This window comes from uncultured Candidatus Puniceispirillum sp. (genome assembly GCF_963979125.1).
Taxonomy (GTDB): domain Bacteria; phylum Pseudomonadota; class Alphaproteobacteria; order Puniceispirillales; family Puniceispirillaceae; genus Puniceispirillum.
On the sequence record NZ_CAXBVX010000039.1, the window covers coordinates 1 to 17,705 of the forward strand.

19 protein-coding genes and 1 pseudogene are annotated in these 17,705 nt (G+C 47.6%); 14 read left to right on the forward strand and 6 right to left on the reverse strand.

What is annotated here, in order from left to right; translation table 11 throughout:
* Positions 1–859: aminomethyltransferase family protein (locus tag ABNT28_RS05605; RefSeq protein WP_348721150.1), on the forward strand; the 859-nt coding region annotated here is incomplete at its 5' end.
* Here ABNT28_RS05605 and ABNT28_RS05610 read toward each other — a convergent pair.
* Positions 856–1,878, reverse strand: a complete 1,023-nt coding sequence (locus tag ABNT28_RS05610; RefSeq protein WP_348721151.1) for a threonine/serine dehydratase — start codon at positions 1,876–1,878, stop codon at positions 856–858. The genes ABNT28_RS05605 and ABNT28_RS05610 overlap by 4 nt on opposite strands.
* A gap of 160 nt (positions 1,879–2,038) precedes the next feature.
* On the opposite strand from ABNT28_RS05610, the gene dapA reads away from it, so the two are divergent.
* Both dapA and smpB read left to right on the forward strand, forming a co-directional pair.
* On the forward strand, positions 2,039–2,941 hold the full coding sequence (gene dapA / locus ABNT28_RS05615; RefSeq protein ID WP_332924068.1) for a 4-hydroxy-tetrahydrodipicolinate synthase: 903 nt from the start codon (positions 2,039–2,041) through the stop codon (positions 2,939–2,941).
* A gap of 25 nt (positions 2,942–2,966) precedes the next feature.
* The gene (gene smpB / locus ABNT28_RS05620) at positions 2,967–3,434 is read left to right on the forward strand and encodes an SsrA-binding protein SmpB (RefSeq protein ID WP_332924069.1); all 468 of its coding nucleotides are present in this window, start codon (positions 2,967–2,969) and stop codon (positions 3,432–3,434) included.
* Positions 3,435–3,436: 2 nt separating this feature from the next.
* Here the strand turns inward: smpB and ABNT28_RS05625 are convergent, their stop codons facing one another.
* Together ABNT28_RS05625 and ABNT28_RS05630 are read right to left on the reverse strand one after the other, a co-directional pair.
* The gene (locus ABNT28_RS05625; RefSeq protein ID WP_332924070.1) at positions 3,437–4,114 is read right to left on the reverse strand and encodes a uracil-DNA glycosylase; all 678 of its coding nucleotides are present in this window, start codon (positions 4,112–4,114) and stop codon (positions 3,437–3,439) included.
* Complete coding sequence (locus ABNT28_RS05630) at positions 4,104–4,667, reverse strand: NYN domain-containing protein (RefSeq protein WP_332924071.1); 564 nt, start codon at positions 4,665–4,667, stop codon at positions 4,104–4,106. Before ABNT28_RS05630 ends, ABNT28_RS05625 begins: the two co-directional genes overlap by 11 nt.
* Before the next feature lie 205 nt (positions 4,668–4,872).
* Between ABNT28_RS05630 and folK the strand changes: the two genes are divergently transcribed.
* The 11 genes from folK (at position 4,873) to parC (ending at position 15,286) form a co-directional block, all read left to right on the forward strand.
* Complete coding sequence (gene folK, locus ABNT28_RS05635; RefSeq protein ID WP_332924072.1) at positions 4,873–5,373, forward strand: 2-amino-4-hydroxy-6-hydroxymethyldihydropteridine diphosphokinase; 501 nt, start codon at positions 4,873–4,875, stop codon at positions 5,371–5,373.
* A 106-nt stretch (positions 5,374–5,479) separates the two neighbouring features.
* Entirely contained in the window at positions 5,480–5,890 is a 411-nt protein-coding gene (gene rpoZ, locus ABNT28_RS05640) for a DNA-directed RNA polymerase subunit omega (RefSeq protein ID WP_332924073.1), read from the forward strand.
* Between the two features lie 65 nt (positions 5,891–5,955).
* Positions 5,956–8,094, forward strand: a complete 2,139-nt coding sequence (locus ABNT28_RS05645; RefSeq protein ID WP_332924074.1) for a bifunctional (p)ppGpp synthetase/guanosine-3',5'-bis(diphosphate) 3'-pyrophosphohydrolase — start codon at positions 5,956–5,958, stop codon at positions 8,092–8,094.
* Positions 8,095–8,165: 71 nt separating this feature from the next.
* Entirely contained in the window at positions 8,166–8,753 is a 588-nt protein-coding gene (locus tag ABNT28_RS05650; RefSeq protein WP_332924075.1) for a DUF2062 domain-containing protein, read from the forward strand.
* A 39-nt stretch (positions 8,754–8,792) separates the two neighbouring features.
* The gene (locus tag ABNT28_RS05655; RefSeq protein WP_332924076.1) at positions 8,793–9,557 is read left to right on the forward strand and encodes a pyridoxine 5'-phosphate synthase; all 765 of its coding nucleotides are present in this window, start codon (positions 8,793–8,795) and stop codon (positions 9,555–9,557) included.
* On the forward strand, positions 9,554–9,964 hold the full coding sequence (acpS, locus tag ABNT28_RS05660; protein WP_332924077.1) for a holo-ACP synthase: 411 nt from the start codon (positions 9,554–9,556) through the stop codon (positions 9,962–9,964). The genes ABNT28_RS05655 and acpS overlap by 4 nt, the downstream gene beginning before the upstream one ends.
* Before the next feature lies 1 nt (position 9,965).
* Entirely contained in the window at positions 9,966–10,697 is a 732-nt protein-coding gene (gene lepB / locus ABNT28_RS05665) for a signal peptidase I (protein WP_332924078.1), read from the forward strand.
* Positions 10,697–11,374: a ribonuclease III gene (gene rnc / locus ABNT28_RS05670; protein WP_332924079.1), complete on the forward strand. Its 678-nt coding sequence runs from the start codon at positions 10,697–10,699 to the stop codon at positions 11,372–11,374. Before lepB ends, rnc begins: the two co-directional genes overlap by 1 nt.
* Positions 11,371–12,282 (forward strand): GTPase Era, encoded by a 912-nt coding sequence (era, locus tag ABNT28_RS05675; RefSeq protein ID WP_332924080.1) that lies wholly within the window; start codon positions 11,371–11,373, stop codon positions 12,280–12,282. Before rnc ends, era begins: the two co-directional genes overlap by 4 nt.
* Positions 12,275–13,036: a DNA repair protein RecO gene (recO, locus tag ABNT28_RS05680; protein ID WP_332924081.1), complete on the forward strand. Its 762-nt coding sequence runs from the start codon at positions 12,275–12,277 to the stop codon at positions 13,034–13,036. Before era ends, recO begins: the two co-directional genes overlap by 8 nt.
* A gap of 27 nt (positions 13,037–13,063) precedes the next feature.
* Positions 13,064–15,286 carry a DNA topoisomerase IV subunit A gene (gene parC / locus ABNT28_RS05685; protein ID WP_332924082.1) on the forward strand — a complete coding sequence of 741 codons (2,223 nt, stop codon included), beginning with the start codon at positions 13,064–13,066 and terminating at the stop codon, positions 15,284–15,286.
* A gap of 35 nt (positions 15,287–15,321) precedes the next feature.
* Here parC and ABNT28_RS05690 read toward each other — a convergent pair whose 3' ends face one another.
* The 3 genes and pseudogenes from ABNT28_RS05690 to ABNT28_RS05700 form a co-directional block, all read right to left on the reverse strand.
* Positions 15,322–16,059, reverse strand: coding sequence for an arginyltransferase (locus ABNT28_RS05690; RefSeq protein ID WP_332924083.1), 738 nt, complete (start codon positions 16,057–16,059; stop codon positions 15,322–15,324).
* An 87-nt stretch (positions 16,060–16,146) separates the two neighbouring features.
* A complete protein-coding gene (locus tag ABNT28_RS05695; protein WP_332924084.1) occupies positions 16,147–17,367 on the reverse strand; it encodes a threonine ammonia-lyase in 1,221 nt (406 codons plus the stop codon).
* 101 nt (positions 17,368–17,468) lie between these two features.
* Positions 17,469–17,705: pseudogene (locus ABNT28_RS05700) on the reverse strand (porphobilinogen synthase); the annotation flags it as partial.

Genomic DNA, 17,705 nt, shown 5'->3' on the forward strand with positions numbered 1-17,705 from the left:
AAAAGACGATGGCAAAATCATTGGTGATTTTTCACTGGCTTGTTTGGCTGACAACGACTTTCTAATAGTTGGGTCGGGTATTGCTGAAAACTATCATATGCGGTGGTTTCTGTCGCATTTGCCTGATGACGGTTCGGTGACGGTTACATCTCATAATCTGGGGCTTGTAGGGCTAACGCTTTCTGGACCAAAAGCGCGTGACGTTCTTCAAGCCTGTACATTTGATGATGTGTCACATGCGGCAATGCCATTCATGGCAGTTCGCAAAATGGATATTGGTATGGTGCCAGCCATTGTTGGCCGGGTCAGCTACACGGGTGACCTAGGCTATGAAATTTGGGTTAAGCCCGAATATTTGGCTACTTTATTTGATCAATTCATGTCGGCTGGTGCGGATCATGACATTAAATTATTTGGTGCACGCGCCTTGAATGCTTTGCGGCTGGAAAAAAATTTTGGCTCATGGGGACGCGAATATAGGCCCATTTATGGGGCTGTCGAAACGGGGCTTGATCGCTTTGTTGCCTATGACAAGGATGCGGACTTCATTGGCAAGGCCGGGGCACTTGCCGAACGTGAATCTGGTGGCAAACTGCGGTTATGCAATTTTGTTGTCGATGCCAAAGATGCCGATGTGATTGGTGATGAACCTATTTCTCATGCAGGCAAAGTCGTTGGTTGGGTAACATCGGGTGGCTTTGCACATGCATCTGGCGTGTCTATGGCACAGGGATATGTCCCAAAAGAGCTTGTCGATGAAAGTGATGGCTGGCAAATCGAACTGCTTAGTGAACAGCTGAACGCACGGCTACAGCGCGAACCTCTGTTTGATGCCAATGCCGGACGAATGCGAAGCTAGATCAGGGCGCCAGCGTCAAGCGCACGGGCAAATATCTGGTTATCAATATTACCGCCTGACGCCACTGCGATAACAGTCTTAGCACCTGCAGGATATTGTCCATCCAGTGCCGCCGCCAATGCCACAGCACCGCCCGGTTCAATAATGATCTTCAGATACTTAAACGCTGTAGCAATGGCCCGTAGTGCCAGTTCGTCGCTGACAACAGCGCCACCTGTCAAATTTTTACGATTGATAGCAAAGGTCATTTCGCCTGGTTGAGGTGTCACAATGGCATCACAGATTGATTTTTTTGATATATCGGCAGTCTGAATAGCCCCGCTTTCCAGCGATCGTTTGGTGTCGTCGTAATTGACAGGTTCCGCAGACCAAATATCAATATCTGGAAAGGAGGATTTCATGGCAATACTTGTTCCGGCAATCAATCCGCCGCCGCCACAACAGCATAATAGGGCATCAGGCGTGATATTCATGGCCACACATTGGGCGGCGATTTCATGACCAACAGTGCCTTGTCCGGCGATAATGCGAACATCTTCATAAGGGCGCACTAACGCGGCGTCATATTTTTTGGTAATGGCCTCGCCAATGTCTTCGCGGCTTTCTGAATAGCGGTCATAATAGACAACTTCAGCGCCAAAGGCGCGTGTACCCTCAACCTTGTTCACGGGAGCGTCTTCGGGCATCACGATGGTTGCTTTGATGCCACGGCTGGCGGCGGCGCGAGCAACGCCCTGCGCATGGTTACCACTTGAATAGGCAACCACATGTTTTACGTTGTCATCAAGCGACCAGATCACATTACTGGCACCACGCAATTTGAATGCGCCGGTATGTTGCAGGCACTCGGCCTTTACCAAAAGCCTTATGCCCAGCAGATTGTTCAAAAGTGGTGATTCCATCAATGGCGTCTTTATCGTATGTGGTGCAATACGAACAGCCGCTTCGGCAATCGTCTGCGCGGTTATTCTTAAAGCCGCATCGGGGGTTTGTTCGATTGCAGATATGTTGTCTGTCATATTGTTCCTCAGGCCACATAAATAAAACTTGATACACCCTAGAAATATTAGCAGTCAGGCGCAAGCAGATAGCCAATCAATCACCTGATGCTGTTTTGGTGCTTGAGTTTGCAGTCATGCGCGCCTATTTTGGTGGCTTGTTAACATAAAGGATAAATAAATGACTAATTCCGCGACATTACCGCAATTTGCTGGATCGTTCACCGCGCTTATCACACCTTTTGCCAATGGCAAAATCGATGAAGCTGCGTTCCGCAAACTTGTGGACTTTCAGATCGAAAGCGGAACCAATGGTCTTGTGCCAGTTGGCACCACAGGCGAGTCGCCCACTTTGTCGCATGAAGAGCATGACCGGGTTGTTGAACTATGCATCGAACAGGCGGCAGGCCGGGTACCTGTTATCGCTGGAGCTGGGTCAAACAGCACTGCCGAGGCCGTGCGTCTGGCCAAGCATGGCGCTGATGCTGGTGCTGATGGGGTGTTAATTGTTAGCCCCTATTACAACAAGCCAACGCAAGAGGGGCTTTACCGTCATTTTACCGCTGTTGCTATGGCGGTTGATGTGCCGGTGATCGTGTATGATATTCCTGGCCGCTCAATCGTGCGGGTCAGCGATGATAATCTTTTACGTATGGCCAAAGATTACAGCAATATCTGTGGCATCAAAGACGCGACCAGCGACGTGGCAAGGCCGACAAAACTACAAACATTGCTTGGCAATGGGTTTGCCCAATTGTCGGGTGAAGATGCGACAACCTTGCCCTTTTTGGCAGCCGGAGGTCATGGGGCTATTTCGGTAACCTCGAACATCGCGCCAAAGCTGGTGTCCCAGATGCATCTCGCATGGCAAGCAGGCGATATTAAAACCGCACAAGCGATCAATGCCCGCCTTATGCCGGTGCATGATGCCATGTTCTGTGAAGCAAGCCCTGGTCCAGTCAAATATGCTGCCGAACTTATGGGTATTTGTTCAGCAGAAACACGTCTCCCACTATGCGAGATTGCCGAAGACAGTAAATCACATGTCAAAGCCGCTTTGCGCAGTGCCGGCTTGATGAATTAGACAGCTATCCAGTTAGGTAAATCAAATGGCCTCTGGGCATATATCAACGGGTCGTATCGCTGAAAATCGAAAAGCACGGCATGAATATGAGATTGAAGACCGTATTGAAGCTGGTTTGATTCTGCTTGGCAGTGAGGTCAAATCGCTTCGTACTGGCCGTGCCAGCATCGCCGAATCATATGCTGGCGAGGATAGCGGGCGGTTGATGCTTTTCAACGCTAATATTCCTATTTATGAACCTGCACGGGTTAATCATGAACCAAAACGTCCTCGAGAATTGCTGGTCAAGGCACGCGAGCGCAATAAACTTTTGGGTTTGATCCGGCGCGAAGGTATGACATTGGTGCCGCTCAGCCTTTATTTTAACGATAAAGGTCTTGCGAAAATTACGGTTGGCCTTGCGAAAGGTCGCAAGAAACAGGATAAACGACAGGCGGCAAAGGATCGTGACTGGGGTCGTGACAAAGCCCGTCTATTGCGCGCTAAAAATTAATTTTATGAATTAATTTCATTTTTTATCATGTTGAAAATATTAAAAAACATGTCATCAGTCAGGCGTTTTGTCTGGGTGTTGTATCGTGAACAATGATACGAACTAATAAGCTGCACATCACGGGTTTTGGCATCCGCAGTCATCATGCTAATTCGGTGGTGGCTGGCATGTGCAAAGGGATAGTCCGCACATCGAAGGTCCGTTGCACGTAGAACCGCATCATGCGCAAGCCGGCCTAGCGCCAAAATCGCGTTGATATTGGGCATTGCCATGATTTCATCGACTAAGAACGGGCGGCAATTATGGGCTTCTGCCGCGGTTGGTTTATTTTGTGGCGGGACGCATCTTACAGCATTTGTAATTCTGACATCGTCAAGCGTCACACCATCACCTGCATGGCCGCCATAATGCCCATGTGCCAAGCCAAACTGGTTTAGCATCTTGAAAAGATAACCACCTGCTGAATCACCGGTAAAAGGACGACCAGTCGCATTTGCCCCTTTCAAACCCGGGGCAAGCCCGACAATCAGTATCCGCGCATCCAAGCTGCCCATCGCATCAACAGGTGCATTATGCCATTCGGGATGCGTTTTGGTATGGGTTTGTAGATATTCTCGCAAGCGCGGACATAATGCACAATGTGCAGGCGGCGGTGTAAAAGGTGAACCCTTAGGCGTCATTGGTAGCTTTTACAGGTGATTTTGAAGACGATTTAGACCCGTTTTTTGAAATATCTGATGCAATATCGGCCATGTCGATATAAACATCAGCCATACGGCGCAACTGATCGGCAACCATAGGCGGCGAGGTCTTATTTGTTGAAACAACCGTTGTCCGAACGCCAAGTGCCTGAACATCTTCAAGTAAGCGGCAAAAATCACCATCGCCAGAAAATAAAATCGCATGATCTATATGCGGCGCCAGTTTCAGCATATCCAGCGCCAACTCCATGTCCATGTTCCCTTTCAGGCGGCGTTTTCCGGTTTCCTCATCTATAAATTCACGTGTTAATTTGCTCACCACCGCATAGCCATTATAATCTAGCCAATCGACCAGCGGCCGAAGTGAAGAAAATTCCTGATCTTCTGGGATTGCAGTATAATAATAGGCGCGGATAAGATTGGTTTCTTTGGCAAAATAGGCGCGCATACGGGCAAAATCTATGTCCAGATTAAGCCCTTTGGCGGCGGCGTAAAAGTTAGATCCATCAATAAATAATGCTGTTTTATCCATCTGTAAAAAATCCTTAAATAAATAATAGATAACAATAAAAGCTGTTTGTAATTTTATGCTAATAATAAATGCATAAAGGCGGTCTTTTTTCTAAAAAAATAAAGCGACTTATATATTCAAGATGCCTATAACATCGTCAGCCCATGCCTAAACACTCAGCAGACACAATTTGCATTCATCGGCATTTAGCTTTTTGGGGATTAACATGCAGACAACAGATATATATCTGGGTATTGGGGCCAACCTAACACCTGATGGCTTTGATAGCCCGCAAGCTGGCTGTGAAGCTGCGCTTGACGCCTTGTCAGCTAAAGACATTGACGTGCAGAAGATTTCACGTTGGTTTGAATCAGCCCCGGTACCCATTTCCGATCAGCCTTGGTTTAAAAATGCAGTTGTTCATGCCACCACAACACTGAATGCTGCTGATACGCTGGCCGCTTTACATGAGGTTGAGACGCATTTTGGCCGGCAAAGGCGTATCCGTAATGAAGCACGTGTTCTGGATATAGACCTTCTGGATTTTGGCGGTATGCACAGTGACGATATGTCTTTGCAATTACCTCATCCCCGCATGCATCAACGCGCATTTGTCCTGCTTCCCCTTATGGATCTGGTACCCGACTGGGTACATCCGGTGACTGGCAAAACCATCCAGTCATTGATTGATGCTTTGCCTGATGGACAGATAATTAGACCTGTATAAGGCTGATCATCTCAACAAGGGCTTGCGGCATTTTTTTAATTCCTGTAAACAACCGACAATCATTAATTTATTGGGCTGGCTATAGCCGCCAATCGTGGAGACCTGAATGGCACGTGTCACCGTTGAAGATTGCATTGAAAAGATACCAAACCGTTTTGAGCTAGTCTTAACAGCTGGCCAGCGCGCGCGCGGCATTTTGAAAGGCGACATTCCAACCATTGATCGGGATAATGATAAAAATCCTGTGATCGCACTTCGTGAAATCGCTGATGAAACTGTCGATCTTGATGTGTTGTCAGAAGGTTTGATTAAAAAACTTCAACGCCTTTCTGTTCGTGAAGAACAGGAAACACACGATGATGCTGCAATCGCTGCTGAAGTTGACCTGTCCGAAATGGTTGGCGATTATAGTGACGACGAGGCTCAGGAAAGCGGCATGCAAATCGGTAGCAGCGAAGAACTGGAAGAAACTGGTTTTGAAGATGTTGACCTTACCGAATTGCAGGGCGAGGATTAAACAAGCCAGCATCATTCAAACAGCCCACAAGGATGCTGGTATTTTGAGTATCGGCGGGGTTTTGGATGATTGAAACGGCAGATCGCATAAAAGACACTATGTCACGCTTCGGCACCTTGGCCGATGCCTCTGTATTGTCTCGTGCATTTGAGTTTGGCAAGAATGCCCATGAAGGCCAGTTTCGCGCCTCAGGCGAACCCTATTACACACATCCGGTAGCTGTCGCCAACATGCTGGCTGGCATGGGTCTTGATCTTGATACCGTCATAACGGCGCTTTTGCATGATACAGTCGAAGATTGCGATGTTTCGCTAGCGACTATTGAAGAGACTTTTGGCGGCAGTGTTGCCCAGCTTGTCGATGGCGTAACCAAACTAAGCCGAATTGGTGTGCAAAATCAGCAAAGCACAGCTCAGGCTGAAAATTTTCGAAAATTACTTCTTGCGATGAGCGAAGATGTTCGCGTCTTGCTGGTTAAACTTGCTGACCGTACGCATAATATGCGCACATTATCTTTTATTCCCAAGGAAGAAAAGCGCACGCGCATTGCACGTGAGACAATGGAAATCTATGTCCCGCTTGCTGAACGCATTGGAGTAACGAACATCCAGAACGAACTTGAAGATTACGCTTTTGGTGTTTTGAATCCGGAAATGCAGCAGACCATTAAAAACCGTCTTGAGTTTTTGGTAACCGAGACCGAACTTATTATTCCGACAATCAGTGTTGAACTCCAGCATGTTGTCGAGCGTCATGAGATCGAATGCAGCGTTACCGGACGTATCAAAACACCGTATTCCATCTGGCGTAAAATGCAGCATAAAAAGGTCACGATGGATCAGCTGGCTGATATCATGGCATTCCGTGTTTTGGTGCCTGACCTTGAAAGTTGTTATCGGACACTTGGCGCCGTACATGGTGCCTATCCAACAGTCATGGGGCGTTTCAAGGATTATATTTCAACACCGAAACGAAATGGGTATCAGTCGCTTCATACAGGGGTGATTGGGCCGGAAAATCACAAAATTGAAATTCAGGTGCGCACCCCATCAATGCATGAATATGCTGAAAATGGTGTTGCTGCTCATTGGAGTTATAAAAGTAAAGAAGATGTTGATAACTTTAAGAAAATTAAATGGATAAATGAACTTGTTTCTATTTTGGATGAAGAAGCAGGTGCAGATGAATTTCTCGAACATACGAAAATGGATTTATACCGCGATCAGGTGTTTTGTTTCACACCTCGTGGTGATCTCATTGCTTTGCCGCGTGGGGCAACGGCTGTTGATTTTGCTTTTGCTGTACATACAAATATCGGCATTACATGCAATGGCGTCAGCATAAACGGCAAGATACGCCAACTGGCCACCGAGCTTGAAAATGGTGACCAAGTTGACATCCATACAGATGAAAATGCGCGTCCACGTGCCGAATGGGAAGCCTTTGTCAAAACGGGGCGGGCTAAGTCTGGCATAAGACGCTTTTTGCGGGCTGAACGTGTTGTCGAGTTCAGCCGTGTTGGCAAAGCAATGTTACAAAAAGTGTTTCGTGAGAATGGCAAACCGTTTCGCCAATCATCAATTGAAAATTATTTGACCGCGCTTGATGTCACCAAAATCGAAGAATTATTTGCTCAGGTGGGTGAAGGGCGCATTCCGGCCTTGCGTATTTTTGAGACTGTACATCCAGATGCTGCAGTTGCTGTTAAAAGCAAAAGCAGTAGTAAAAATTCTAAAACAGCCAAGAAAGAGACCGTTGCTCTTAAAATAAAAGGTGATAATTCGGGAACGGCAATCATTATGGGGCGCTGTTGCCATCCCTTGCCAGGTGATGACGTTGTTGGAATTTTTACTACAGGTAAAGGCGTTACCGTTCATATGATCGGCTGTGATACCTTGTCCAAATTTAATGATACACCTGAATTATGGATTGATGTTGAATGGGAACGTGAAGGGCCAAAGCGTGTATCAGGGCGATTGAAAACAGTTCTGTCCAACGTACCAGGCAGTTTGGCGGCACTGACAACTGTCATAGGCCAGCAAGGCGGGAATATTTCCAACATTCACCTGATCGACCGTACCCCTGATTTCTTTAGCTTCCAGTTGGAACTTGACGTAAAAAATGTTGAACATTTAAGGTCTATAATAGGTGTTTTACAGTCCAACAAACATATTGAGAGTGTGGAGCGGGACATTAATGGTTAATATAACGGCTCTATCTTATGCGCCACGGGTTGTTAACGCTGGGTTTTGCTATGTTTAGACGCCGGAACCCTATGACCACATTGTCAAAGTTACGTGGCATCATGTGGCCAGAACGTGGGTTCCGCCGTTTGTTTTCCTATTTGATGCAACGCGTGTTGCGAACGCCTGGCAGCACCTCGTCAATCGCGGTCAGCCTGTCTTTTGGCGTGGCTATATCTTTTACACCATTCATTGGCTTTCATTTGATTCTGGCGGCAGTTTTGACGTCATTAGCAAGAGGTAACGTTCTGGTTTCGGCTATTGGAACGTTTATTGGCAATCCATGGACTTTCCCGGTAATCTGGTACGCTGATTATGAGCTTGGTGTCGTCATTTTGCGCGGTTTGGGGTTTGATATCAGCCGCCAGTCGCTATCATTAGGTCAGTTTTCGTCACATCCGACTGATCTCTTGCTTCCTTTGGCGCTTGGTGGCTTTGTTCTGGGGGCAATTAGCTGGTTCACAACTTTTGGTCTGGCGTATTGGACGATTGACGTGTGGCGTCAACATAGGGCAAAACGCTTGATGGAAGCTAAATTGCGCCGGTCTCAGTCAGATACTTCGGATACAACGCGTGATGCGTCCTCGCACGCTGATCAGAAAACCGATCAGGACAAATAATCAATCTGGTTTGGGCTTGGTAGAATCAAAGGAATTTTAATGGCTGAAACATCACCTGTATCTTCGCTATCCAGACTAAGGCTTGGCGTTAATATCGACCATGTTGCGACCCTACGCAATGCCCGTGGTGGTATTCATCCGAATCCGGTTGATGCCGCGTTATTGGCGCAGAAAGCAGGTGCAGACGGAATTACCGCACATCTTCGCGAAGATAGACGGCATATACGCGATGATGACATTCGTGCGATTAAAGACGCAATTTTGGTACCGTTGAATTTTGAAATGGCGGCCAATTCGGAAATGATTGATATGGCTTTGACAGTCAGGCCAAACGCAGCCTGTATTGTGCCTGAACGCCGTGAAGAGGTGACAACTGAAGGCGGCTTGGCTGTAGCTGGGAACGAAGATCGCCTAGGAACATTGCTAAAGCCTCTCAAAGACGCAGGCATTCGTTTGTCCCTATTTATCGAAGCCAACGAAGCGGAAATAGACGCCGCGCGCGCTATCGGTGCTGATATTGTTGAACTGCATACGGGGCGCTATTGCCATGATGAAGCCAACCGCGCCATGGAATGTGCCCGTATTCGTTCGGCCGCAACCTATGCTGTCAATCAGGGGATTGAATGCCATGCAGGCCATGGTCTGACGTTTGACACAGTAGCGGCTATTGCGGCCATACCCGAAATGGAAGAATTGAATATTGGACATTTTCTGATTGGTGAAAGCATCTTCCTTGGGCTTCCCGAAGCCATCCGCCATATGCGCAGTCTGATGGATGACGCACGCACAGGTTTGTCAGTATGATCTTGGGTATCGGCACTGATCTGGTTGATAGTCGCCGGATTGCAAATAGCCTTGATCGTTTTGGGACACGTTTTGAAACCCGAATTTTCACTGAAAAAGAGATTGAAATAGCGCGGAACAGACCTGATCCGTCACTATTCTACGCCAAACGGTTTGCGGTAAAAGAAGCTGTTTACAAAGCGTTAAGTGCTGCTGGGGTGGCTGGCCTTGGCTGGCGCGAGGCCGAAACCCTGAATGACACTAACGGCGCGCCTAAATTATATCTTTCTGGCGCATGCAAAACGGCGCTTGAGCGCTTAACTCCGGAAGGCTATAAGGCCTCAGTACATATTTCTCTGACCGACGAACTGCCCTATGCACAGGCATTTGTTATCGTCAGTGCAACACCTATAAATACGGGAACATAAAATGGCTAAGTCAAAAGAAAGCAAAGGCGAGCTTTTTAAAACGATCATAATTGCTGGCGCTATCGCACTTGGTTTTAGATCCTTTCTTTTTGAACCATTTAACATTCCTTCAGGGTCAATGGTGCCAACCTTGCTAGTTGGTGATTATCTTTTCGTATCTAAATATTCCTATGGCTATTCGCGCTATTCTTTCCCTTTTGGGATTCTGCCTTTTGAGGGACGTATCGCCGAAGACACGCCAGAGCGCGGTGATGTTGTTGTGTTTCGCCAGCCGACTGATGTTTCGATAGCCTTTATCAAGCGTGTTGTTGGTTTGCCAGGTGATCGTGTTCAGGTCAAAGACGGAATCCTGCATATCAATGGTGTACAGGTCAAACGCACCTATCTTGGTAAGTCAACTGCGCGCAGTGCCACATCTGTGGTTGATTTCAAGGTCTATGAAGAATCATTCCCGAATGGCACAAAACATTTCATTCAGGAACGTTCTGATAATGACAGCCTTGACAACACGGTTGAATTTACCGTTCTTGCGGATCATTATTTCATGATGGGCGATAACCGTGACAACTCGCGTGACAGTCGGACATCTTCGGTTGGAATGGTACCCGCCGAAAACCTCATTGGTAAGGCGCAAATCCTGTTTTACAGCCATGATAGTAGCGCCCGTATCTGGGAATTTTGGAAATGGCCATTTGCTATTCGCTATGGCCGACTTGGTGATACAATCATTTGATGAACTCTGTTGATCTGAAACCACTTGCCGATAGGCTAGACCATAAATTTACCGATCAATCAATGCTTGTCCGCGCGTTAACGCATGCCAGTTTTGCGGGGCCAGTAAAAAGTAACGAACGGCTTGAATTTCTGGGTGACCGTGTCTTGGGTCTGGTTCTGGCTGATTTTTTCTTTACCCATTGCCCTGATGAGAATGAAGGCAAATTATCGTTGCGGCTTCATGCGTATGCCCGTCAGTCAAAGCTTGTCGAAGTTGGTTTGAAACTTGATCTTGCCAGTTTTATTTCGGTGCAAAATGGTATGGCGCTTGCCGAGAATGAGTCGGTTCTTGCTGATGCGGTAGAAAGTCTGATCGCGGCGCATTATCTTGATGGTGGTTTTGAGGTGGCGCGTGCCTTTATAATTGAATATTGGGCACTTGATACAGCCGAACCGGCAGGCATTGACAAGGATGCCAAATCAAGTTTGCAGGAATTGGTCATGAAACAAGGGCTTGCCTTGCCAACTTATGTGCTGGTTTCAAAATCTGGGCCAGATCATGCGCCTGAAATGACATATGAAGTATCTGTTGACGGTTATAAAACAGCCGTTGCCAGTGCTTCCAACCGTAAAGTGGCTGAACAAAAAGCCGCTGCGCTTATGATTGCGCATATGACCAAGAAAGAGATCAAATGATGGCCGATGAAGCGACGACCAAAGCAGGCTTTGTAGCTCTTATCGGTGCGCCGAATGCGGGTAAATCAACATTGATGAATGCTATGGTCGGTCAAAAGGTGTCAATCGTAACGCCAAAGGTGCAGACCACCCGTAGCCGTATCCGTGGTATTGCTATGCAGGACACAGCGCAGATTATCTTTGTTGATACACCTGGCATTTTTACACCAAAGCGGCGGCTTGATCGGGCGATGGTACAGGCCGCATGGCAAGGCGCCGAAGATGGTGATGTGCTGTTGATGTTGCATGATTGCGCCCGCCGGGTCATTGACCAGGACACGCTCAACATTATCGAGAAGCTAAAAAAATCTGGCCGTAAGGCATCGTTGGTTCTGAACAAGATTGACCTTCCTCCCCAAGAACGCTTGCTTGAGCGCGCTGACGAGATGTCCAAGCTTTATGATTTTGAGCGTATTTTCATGGTTTCTGCGGAAACGGGAAATGGCATTGATGATCTAAAATCATGGCTGGCAGGTCGTATGCCTGCCAGCCCCTATCTGTTTGACCCTGATGATCTGTCCGATATGCCCTTGCGGCTTCTGGCGGCTGAAATCATGCGCGAAAAGCTGTTTTTGAATTTGCATCAGGAATTGCCTTATCAATTGACGGTGGAAACCGAAAGCTGGGAAGAACGCGAAGATGGAAGCGCCGAGGTGCATTTATCAATTTACGTCGCGCGCGAAGGTCATCGCGGCATTATTCTTGGCAAACAGGGACAAACGATAAAGCGTATTGGCTCTGCCGCGCGGCGTGATCTTGAAGACGCGCTTGAAAGACGCGTCCATGTGTTTTCACATGTGAAATATCGAAAAGACTGGATGGATGATTCGGCACGCTATTCTTTGTGGGATTTGGATTACAATGCCTGAATGGGTTGCCGATGCTGTCATTATTTCAGTAAAGCCACATGGTGAGGGCAGTGCTGTCGTTATTGTGCTGACAGCCGAAAATGGTCGCCATGCTGGTCTTGTTCGTGGTGGTACGTCATCAAAAATGCGCGGAATATTACAGCCTGGCAATCGTGTGCGGGTCAATTGGCGTGCGCGGCTTGTTGACCAGCTTGGACAGATGCAGATTGAATTAATTCATGCTATTCCGGCTTTGATGCTTGATGATGCCTTGCGGCTTGCGGGCATTGCGTCGGCTTGTGCTTTGCTTGATGGGACTTTGCCTGAACGCGAGGCGCAGCATGCCTTATATGATGGTACGAATGCCTTGTTTGATCTGATGTGTCTGGACGATCCGGATAATCGCTGGATCGAAGGTTATGTCCGGTGGGAACTTGGTCTGTTGAATGCGGCAGGCTACCAGCTTGATTTAACGCGGTGTGCGGCCAGTGGTGCACATGACAAACTTGCCTATGTAAGTCCAAAATCGGGATGTGCTATCGCTTTGGATCAGGCTGGTGATTACGCCCAAAGGATGCTGACATTGCCGGTCTTTCTGGGCGGGATTACAAATGTTGCATCCGACCATGTCTCAGGTCTGAATTTAACAGGACATTTTCTTGAGAAACGTGTCTTTGCGGCGCATAATCAGAATTTGCCAATCCAGCGGAGACGGCTAGCCGATATGGTTCTAAACCGTTATAACCAGATCGCTCATACAGAACAAACGCAATGACTATAATCAAACGTAACAAGGCACATCATGGCGAATGATACATTTACCAATCCTGGCGAGCATATTGACCAGACCAGCTTTTCTGATGCCTTAAGCGAACGCTATCTGGCTTATGCCTTATCCACGATTACGTCTCGGTCTTTGCCTGATGTACGTGATGGACTAAAGCCAGTGCATCGGCGTCTGCTTTTTGCTATGCGCCAGCTAAAGCTTGATCCGGGGCAGGGATTCAAAAAATCCGCCCGTGTCGTTGGTGATGTGATGGGTAAATTCCACCCCCATGGTGACGCAGCTATCTATGACGCAATGGTGCGCTTGGCTCAGGAGTTTGCCATGCGATACCGGCTTGTTGATGGGCAAGGTAATTTTGGTAATATCGACGGTGATAACGCAGCTGCCATGCGTTATACCGAAGCGCGCATGACCGAAGTTGCCAGGCTTTTACTTGATGGTATCGACGAAGATTCGGTTGATTTTCGCCCAACCTATGATGGCGAGTCTGAAGAACCTGTTTTACTGCCTGCGGGTTTTCCAAACCTTCTTGCCAATGGCGCTCAGGGAATTGCTGTTGGGATGGCGACATCGATCCCGCCGCATAATGTCATTGAACTAGCTGATGCGTCACTTCATCTGATTAAACATCCTAACGCCTCTATTGATACTTTGATGCAATTTGTCAAAGGACCCGATTTTCCTACAGGTGGTTTGCTGGTTGAACCAGCTGACTCAATCCGTGATGCTTATGCAACTGGACGGGGAGGGTTTCGCGTACGGGCGCGCTGGGAAATCGAAAAAGAAAAGGGCGGCGGCTGGCAGATTGTTGTTACCGAAATTCCGTACCAAGTTCAAAAATCACGTCTTATCGAACGTCTTGCAGAAATGCTCAATGCAAAGAAACTTTCTGTTCTAGCAGACATCCGTGATGAGTCTGCCGAAGATTTGCGTATTGTGCTGGAACCAAAATCACGCCGACTTGAGCCAGAAATTGTGATGGAAAGCCTGTTCAAGCTATCTGACCTTGAAACCCGTGTTCCGTTGAATCTGAATGTGCTTGATGCAACGGGTCGTCCTAGCGTCATGGATTTGCGTGGGGCTTTGAATGCATGGCTGGCGCATCGTCAGGTTGTCTTGCAACGTCGCGCCCATTTCCGCCTTGGCAAGATTGCGCATCGCCTTGAGGTGCTTGAAGGCTATTTAATTGTCTATTTAAATCTTGACGAGGTCATCGCGATCATCCGTGAGTCTGAACATCCTCGCGATGCCCTGATTGCGCGGTTTGACCTGACCGAAATACAGGCCAATGCGATACTTGATATGCGCTTGCGCTCTTTGCGGCGGCTAGAAGAAATGGCATTGCGCACTGAACGGGATAATCTGGTTGCCGAACAGGCTGATCTACAAAGCCTGCTGGCGGATGAAGATCAGCAATGGAAAAAAATATCTACTGAAATCAGGGAAATGAAAGATATTTTTGCCAAGCAGGACAACCGTCGGACAACATTGGCTGACGTGCCTGAGATTGATTATGATCCGACTGAAATTTTGGTCGAACGTGAACCAATCACCATCATCTGCTCGGCTAAAGGGTGGTTACGCGCTATGAAAGGCCATCAGGAACTTGATAGCGAATTCAAATTTAAAGAAGGTGACGGGCCTGGATTGGTTCTGCATGCCGAAACCACCGACAAAATTTTGCTTTTTGCCGATAATGGTCGCTTTTACACATTGGCTGGTGATCGTTTGCCACGGGGGCGCGGCTTCGGTGAACCCATAAGCCTGTTGACTGACTTGCCGGCCGATATAGAAATCATCACATTGCTACGTGGTGTACCTGGCAAAATGCTTGTAGCCGCCAGCACGGGTCATGGTTTGATTGTTGATACACAATCAGCTATCGCACAAACACGAAGCGGTAAACAGATATTGAATCTGCCTGGTGATGCGCGCGCTGTTGCATGTTGTATGGTGGATGGCGATATGGTTGCGTCGGTTGGTGTGAACCGCAAATTGCTGACATTCCCGATCAGCGAATTGCCCGAAATGACACGTGGGCGTGGTGTCATTCTTCAACGTTTCAAAGATGGTGGTCTTGCGGATGTAACTGTTTATCACAGTGACAAAGGCTTGAGTTGGCAAGCAGGTGGCGGACGCACCCGTACCGAAACGGATATGAGCAACTGGATTGCCAAAAGGGCAGGTGCTGGTAAATTGCCACCAACTGGATTTCCACGTCCGGCAAAATTTACCTAAGATAAATTTTTCAAGATAAATGTCAGTCTTTGAATTTACGACTTGTTCGGCGATACATAACTGCGCCACTGGCCGTCAATGAAAACACTGGCTGGTTGAAAGCGGGCTTTATAGTACATCTTGCTGCTATCTTCGACATAATAGCCAAGATAAAGCCATGGCAATCCAAGCTCCTTGGCAAAATTAATCATGTCCATAATCATATAGGTGCCAAGTGATCTCTTTGTTTCGGCAGGATCAAAAAAGCTGTAAACGGCGCTTAATCCGTCATTTTGAACATCAGTCAGCACCGTTCCGATCAATTTCCCTTCAGCGTTGATATAATTCAATAACACTGACTCTATAGGACTGTTCTCGATCATGCTGACAAACTCATCATGATTCATTGATGCCATTTGGCCATCACTATGGCGGGTGCCAATATAGCTTTTGAAAAGGTTGAAATGTTCTGCTGTTGGCGAGATTGGCGCAACATGACGCTTCAAATCTTTATTCATGCGCCAGATTCGAGACAGATTGCGTTTCATTTTGAAATTGGCTGTATCGACACGCCACGGAACACAGGCATTACAACCAGGGCAGGCGGGCTTGTAAACCCAGTTTTCGACACGTCGAAAACCGGCACGTGCCATTTGATCGTGCAAAGCCGGATTCTGGCTAATATCGACTGCAACGCGCTGTTCGGTGCGTCCGGCAATATAGGGGCATTCGCTTCGCATGCTCAAACGAACAGCAAGTGGGGGTTGTTTATGAAGACGCTTATCCTGATCCATAATATAATGTGCCAATTAATATCGGCAAAGATCAAGTAACATATGGTGGTTTAGCGCATTAACCGACAAAATGCCCTTTATTGAACGCTAGCTGTTATCAGCGTCATCAAGCTGGCGAACTGTAAAGTTTGCCTGACGTAAATCATCTATGATCTCCTTTACATGCTCGGTGCCACGTGTTTCGATAACCGCATCAATTTTTGCAAGTTTGGCAGGAACATCAAAAAACAGCCGTTGATGATAAATTTCGATGATATTGCCACCACACCGTCCGATGGATGCGGTAATTGCCGCCAGCATCCCCGGCTCGTCCGAAATATCGATACGCAAACGCGCTACGCGGCCATCGCTGGCCATATTTCGGTTTAGAATTGACGCCAATAAACGTGGGTCGATATTGCCACCACAAATCACAACGCCGACTTTCTTGCCAGCAAACATCTCTGGATAGGCGTATAGCGCCGCAATGCCAGCAGCACCTGCACCTTCTGATACAACGCGTTGTTGTTCAATCAGCGCACCAACAGCCCATTCAAGTTGTTGTTCGTTTACCAACAGAATATCGTCAACATTCTTTTCGATAACGGGCAAGGTTACGCCCCCGGGTTTTTTGACTGCAATACCTTCGGCAAGCGTTTCGCCGCCACAAACAATATCCTGTCCAGCTACCGCCAGCTTCATTGATGGATAAGCTTCGGTCTGAACACCATAGATTTTAATATCTGGGCGCATATCACGCGCTATTATCGAAATGCCGCCCATTAGGCCCCCGCCGCCAATCGGCACCACCAGCATATCCAGATCAGGATGGTCTTCCAGCATTTCGAGCCCGACAGTGCCTTGACCTTGCATGACCTTGGTATTGTCATAAGGGTGAATAAGGGTCAAGCCACGTTCTTCAATCAGCTTTTGTACCGTATTTTCACATTCATTTAGGTTGCGGCCTTCCAACACCACTTCGGCGCCATAGCTTCGCGTGCGCGTAACCTTGGCAAAGGGGGTTTGTGACGGCATCACAATAACGGCTGGAATCCCCATCCTTTCGGCGTGATACGCAACCGCTTGGGCGTGATTGCCTGCCGACATGGCTATAACGCCTTTTTCGCGTTGAGCCTTATCAAGGCTAAACATCGCAACATAAGCACCGCGTGCCTTGAATGATGACGTATATTGCTGGCATTCGAGTTTTACAAAAACCTCACATCCCAGTTGGCGTGATAACAATGGTGATTCTACCATTGGCGTGCGGATTACATTACCGGCAAGTAATGTTGCCGCATCGCGGATATCTTGAGCTGAAACACGCATTGATGAACCCCTTTGGAGATAGAATTGCCAAACATGGGGGGACATGTCCAACAGAGTTGAATTTACATTGTTTTGACGTTAGCTGGCTTTGATTATCTGCGCTAGTGAAGATATTTTTTTGCAAGCAGAATTTTGGCAATCTGCGGAGCAAAATAGGTAATCACAGCATCCGCGCCTGCGCGTTTGAAAGCGGTCATGCTTTCCATCATGCTTCGGTCATGATCAAGCCAGCCATTTTCGGCTGCCACTACGATCATGGCATATTCACCTGACACCTGATAGGCAACGCATGGCACCCCAAATTCGGTTTTTGCCCTGTTCAGAATATCCAGATAGGG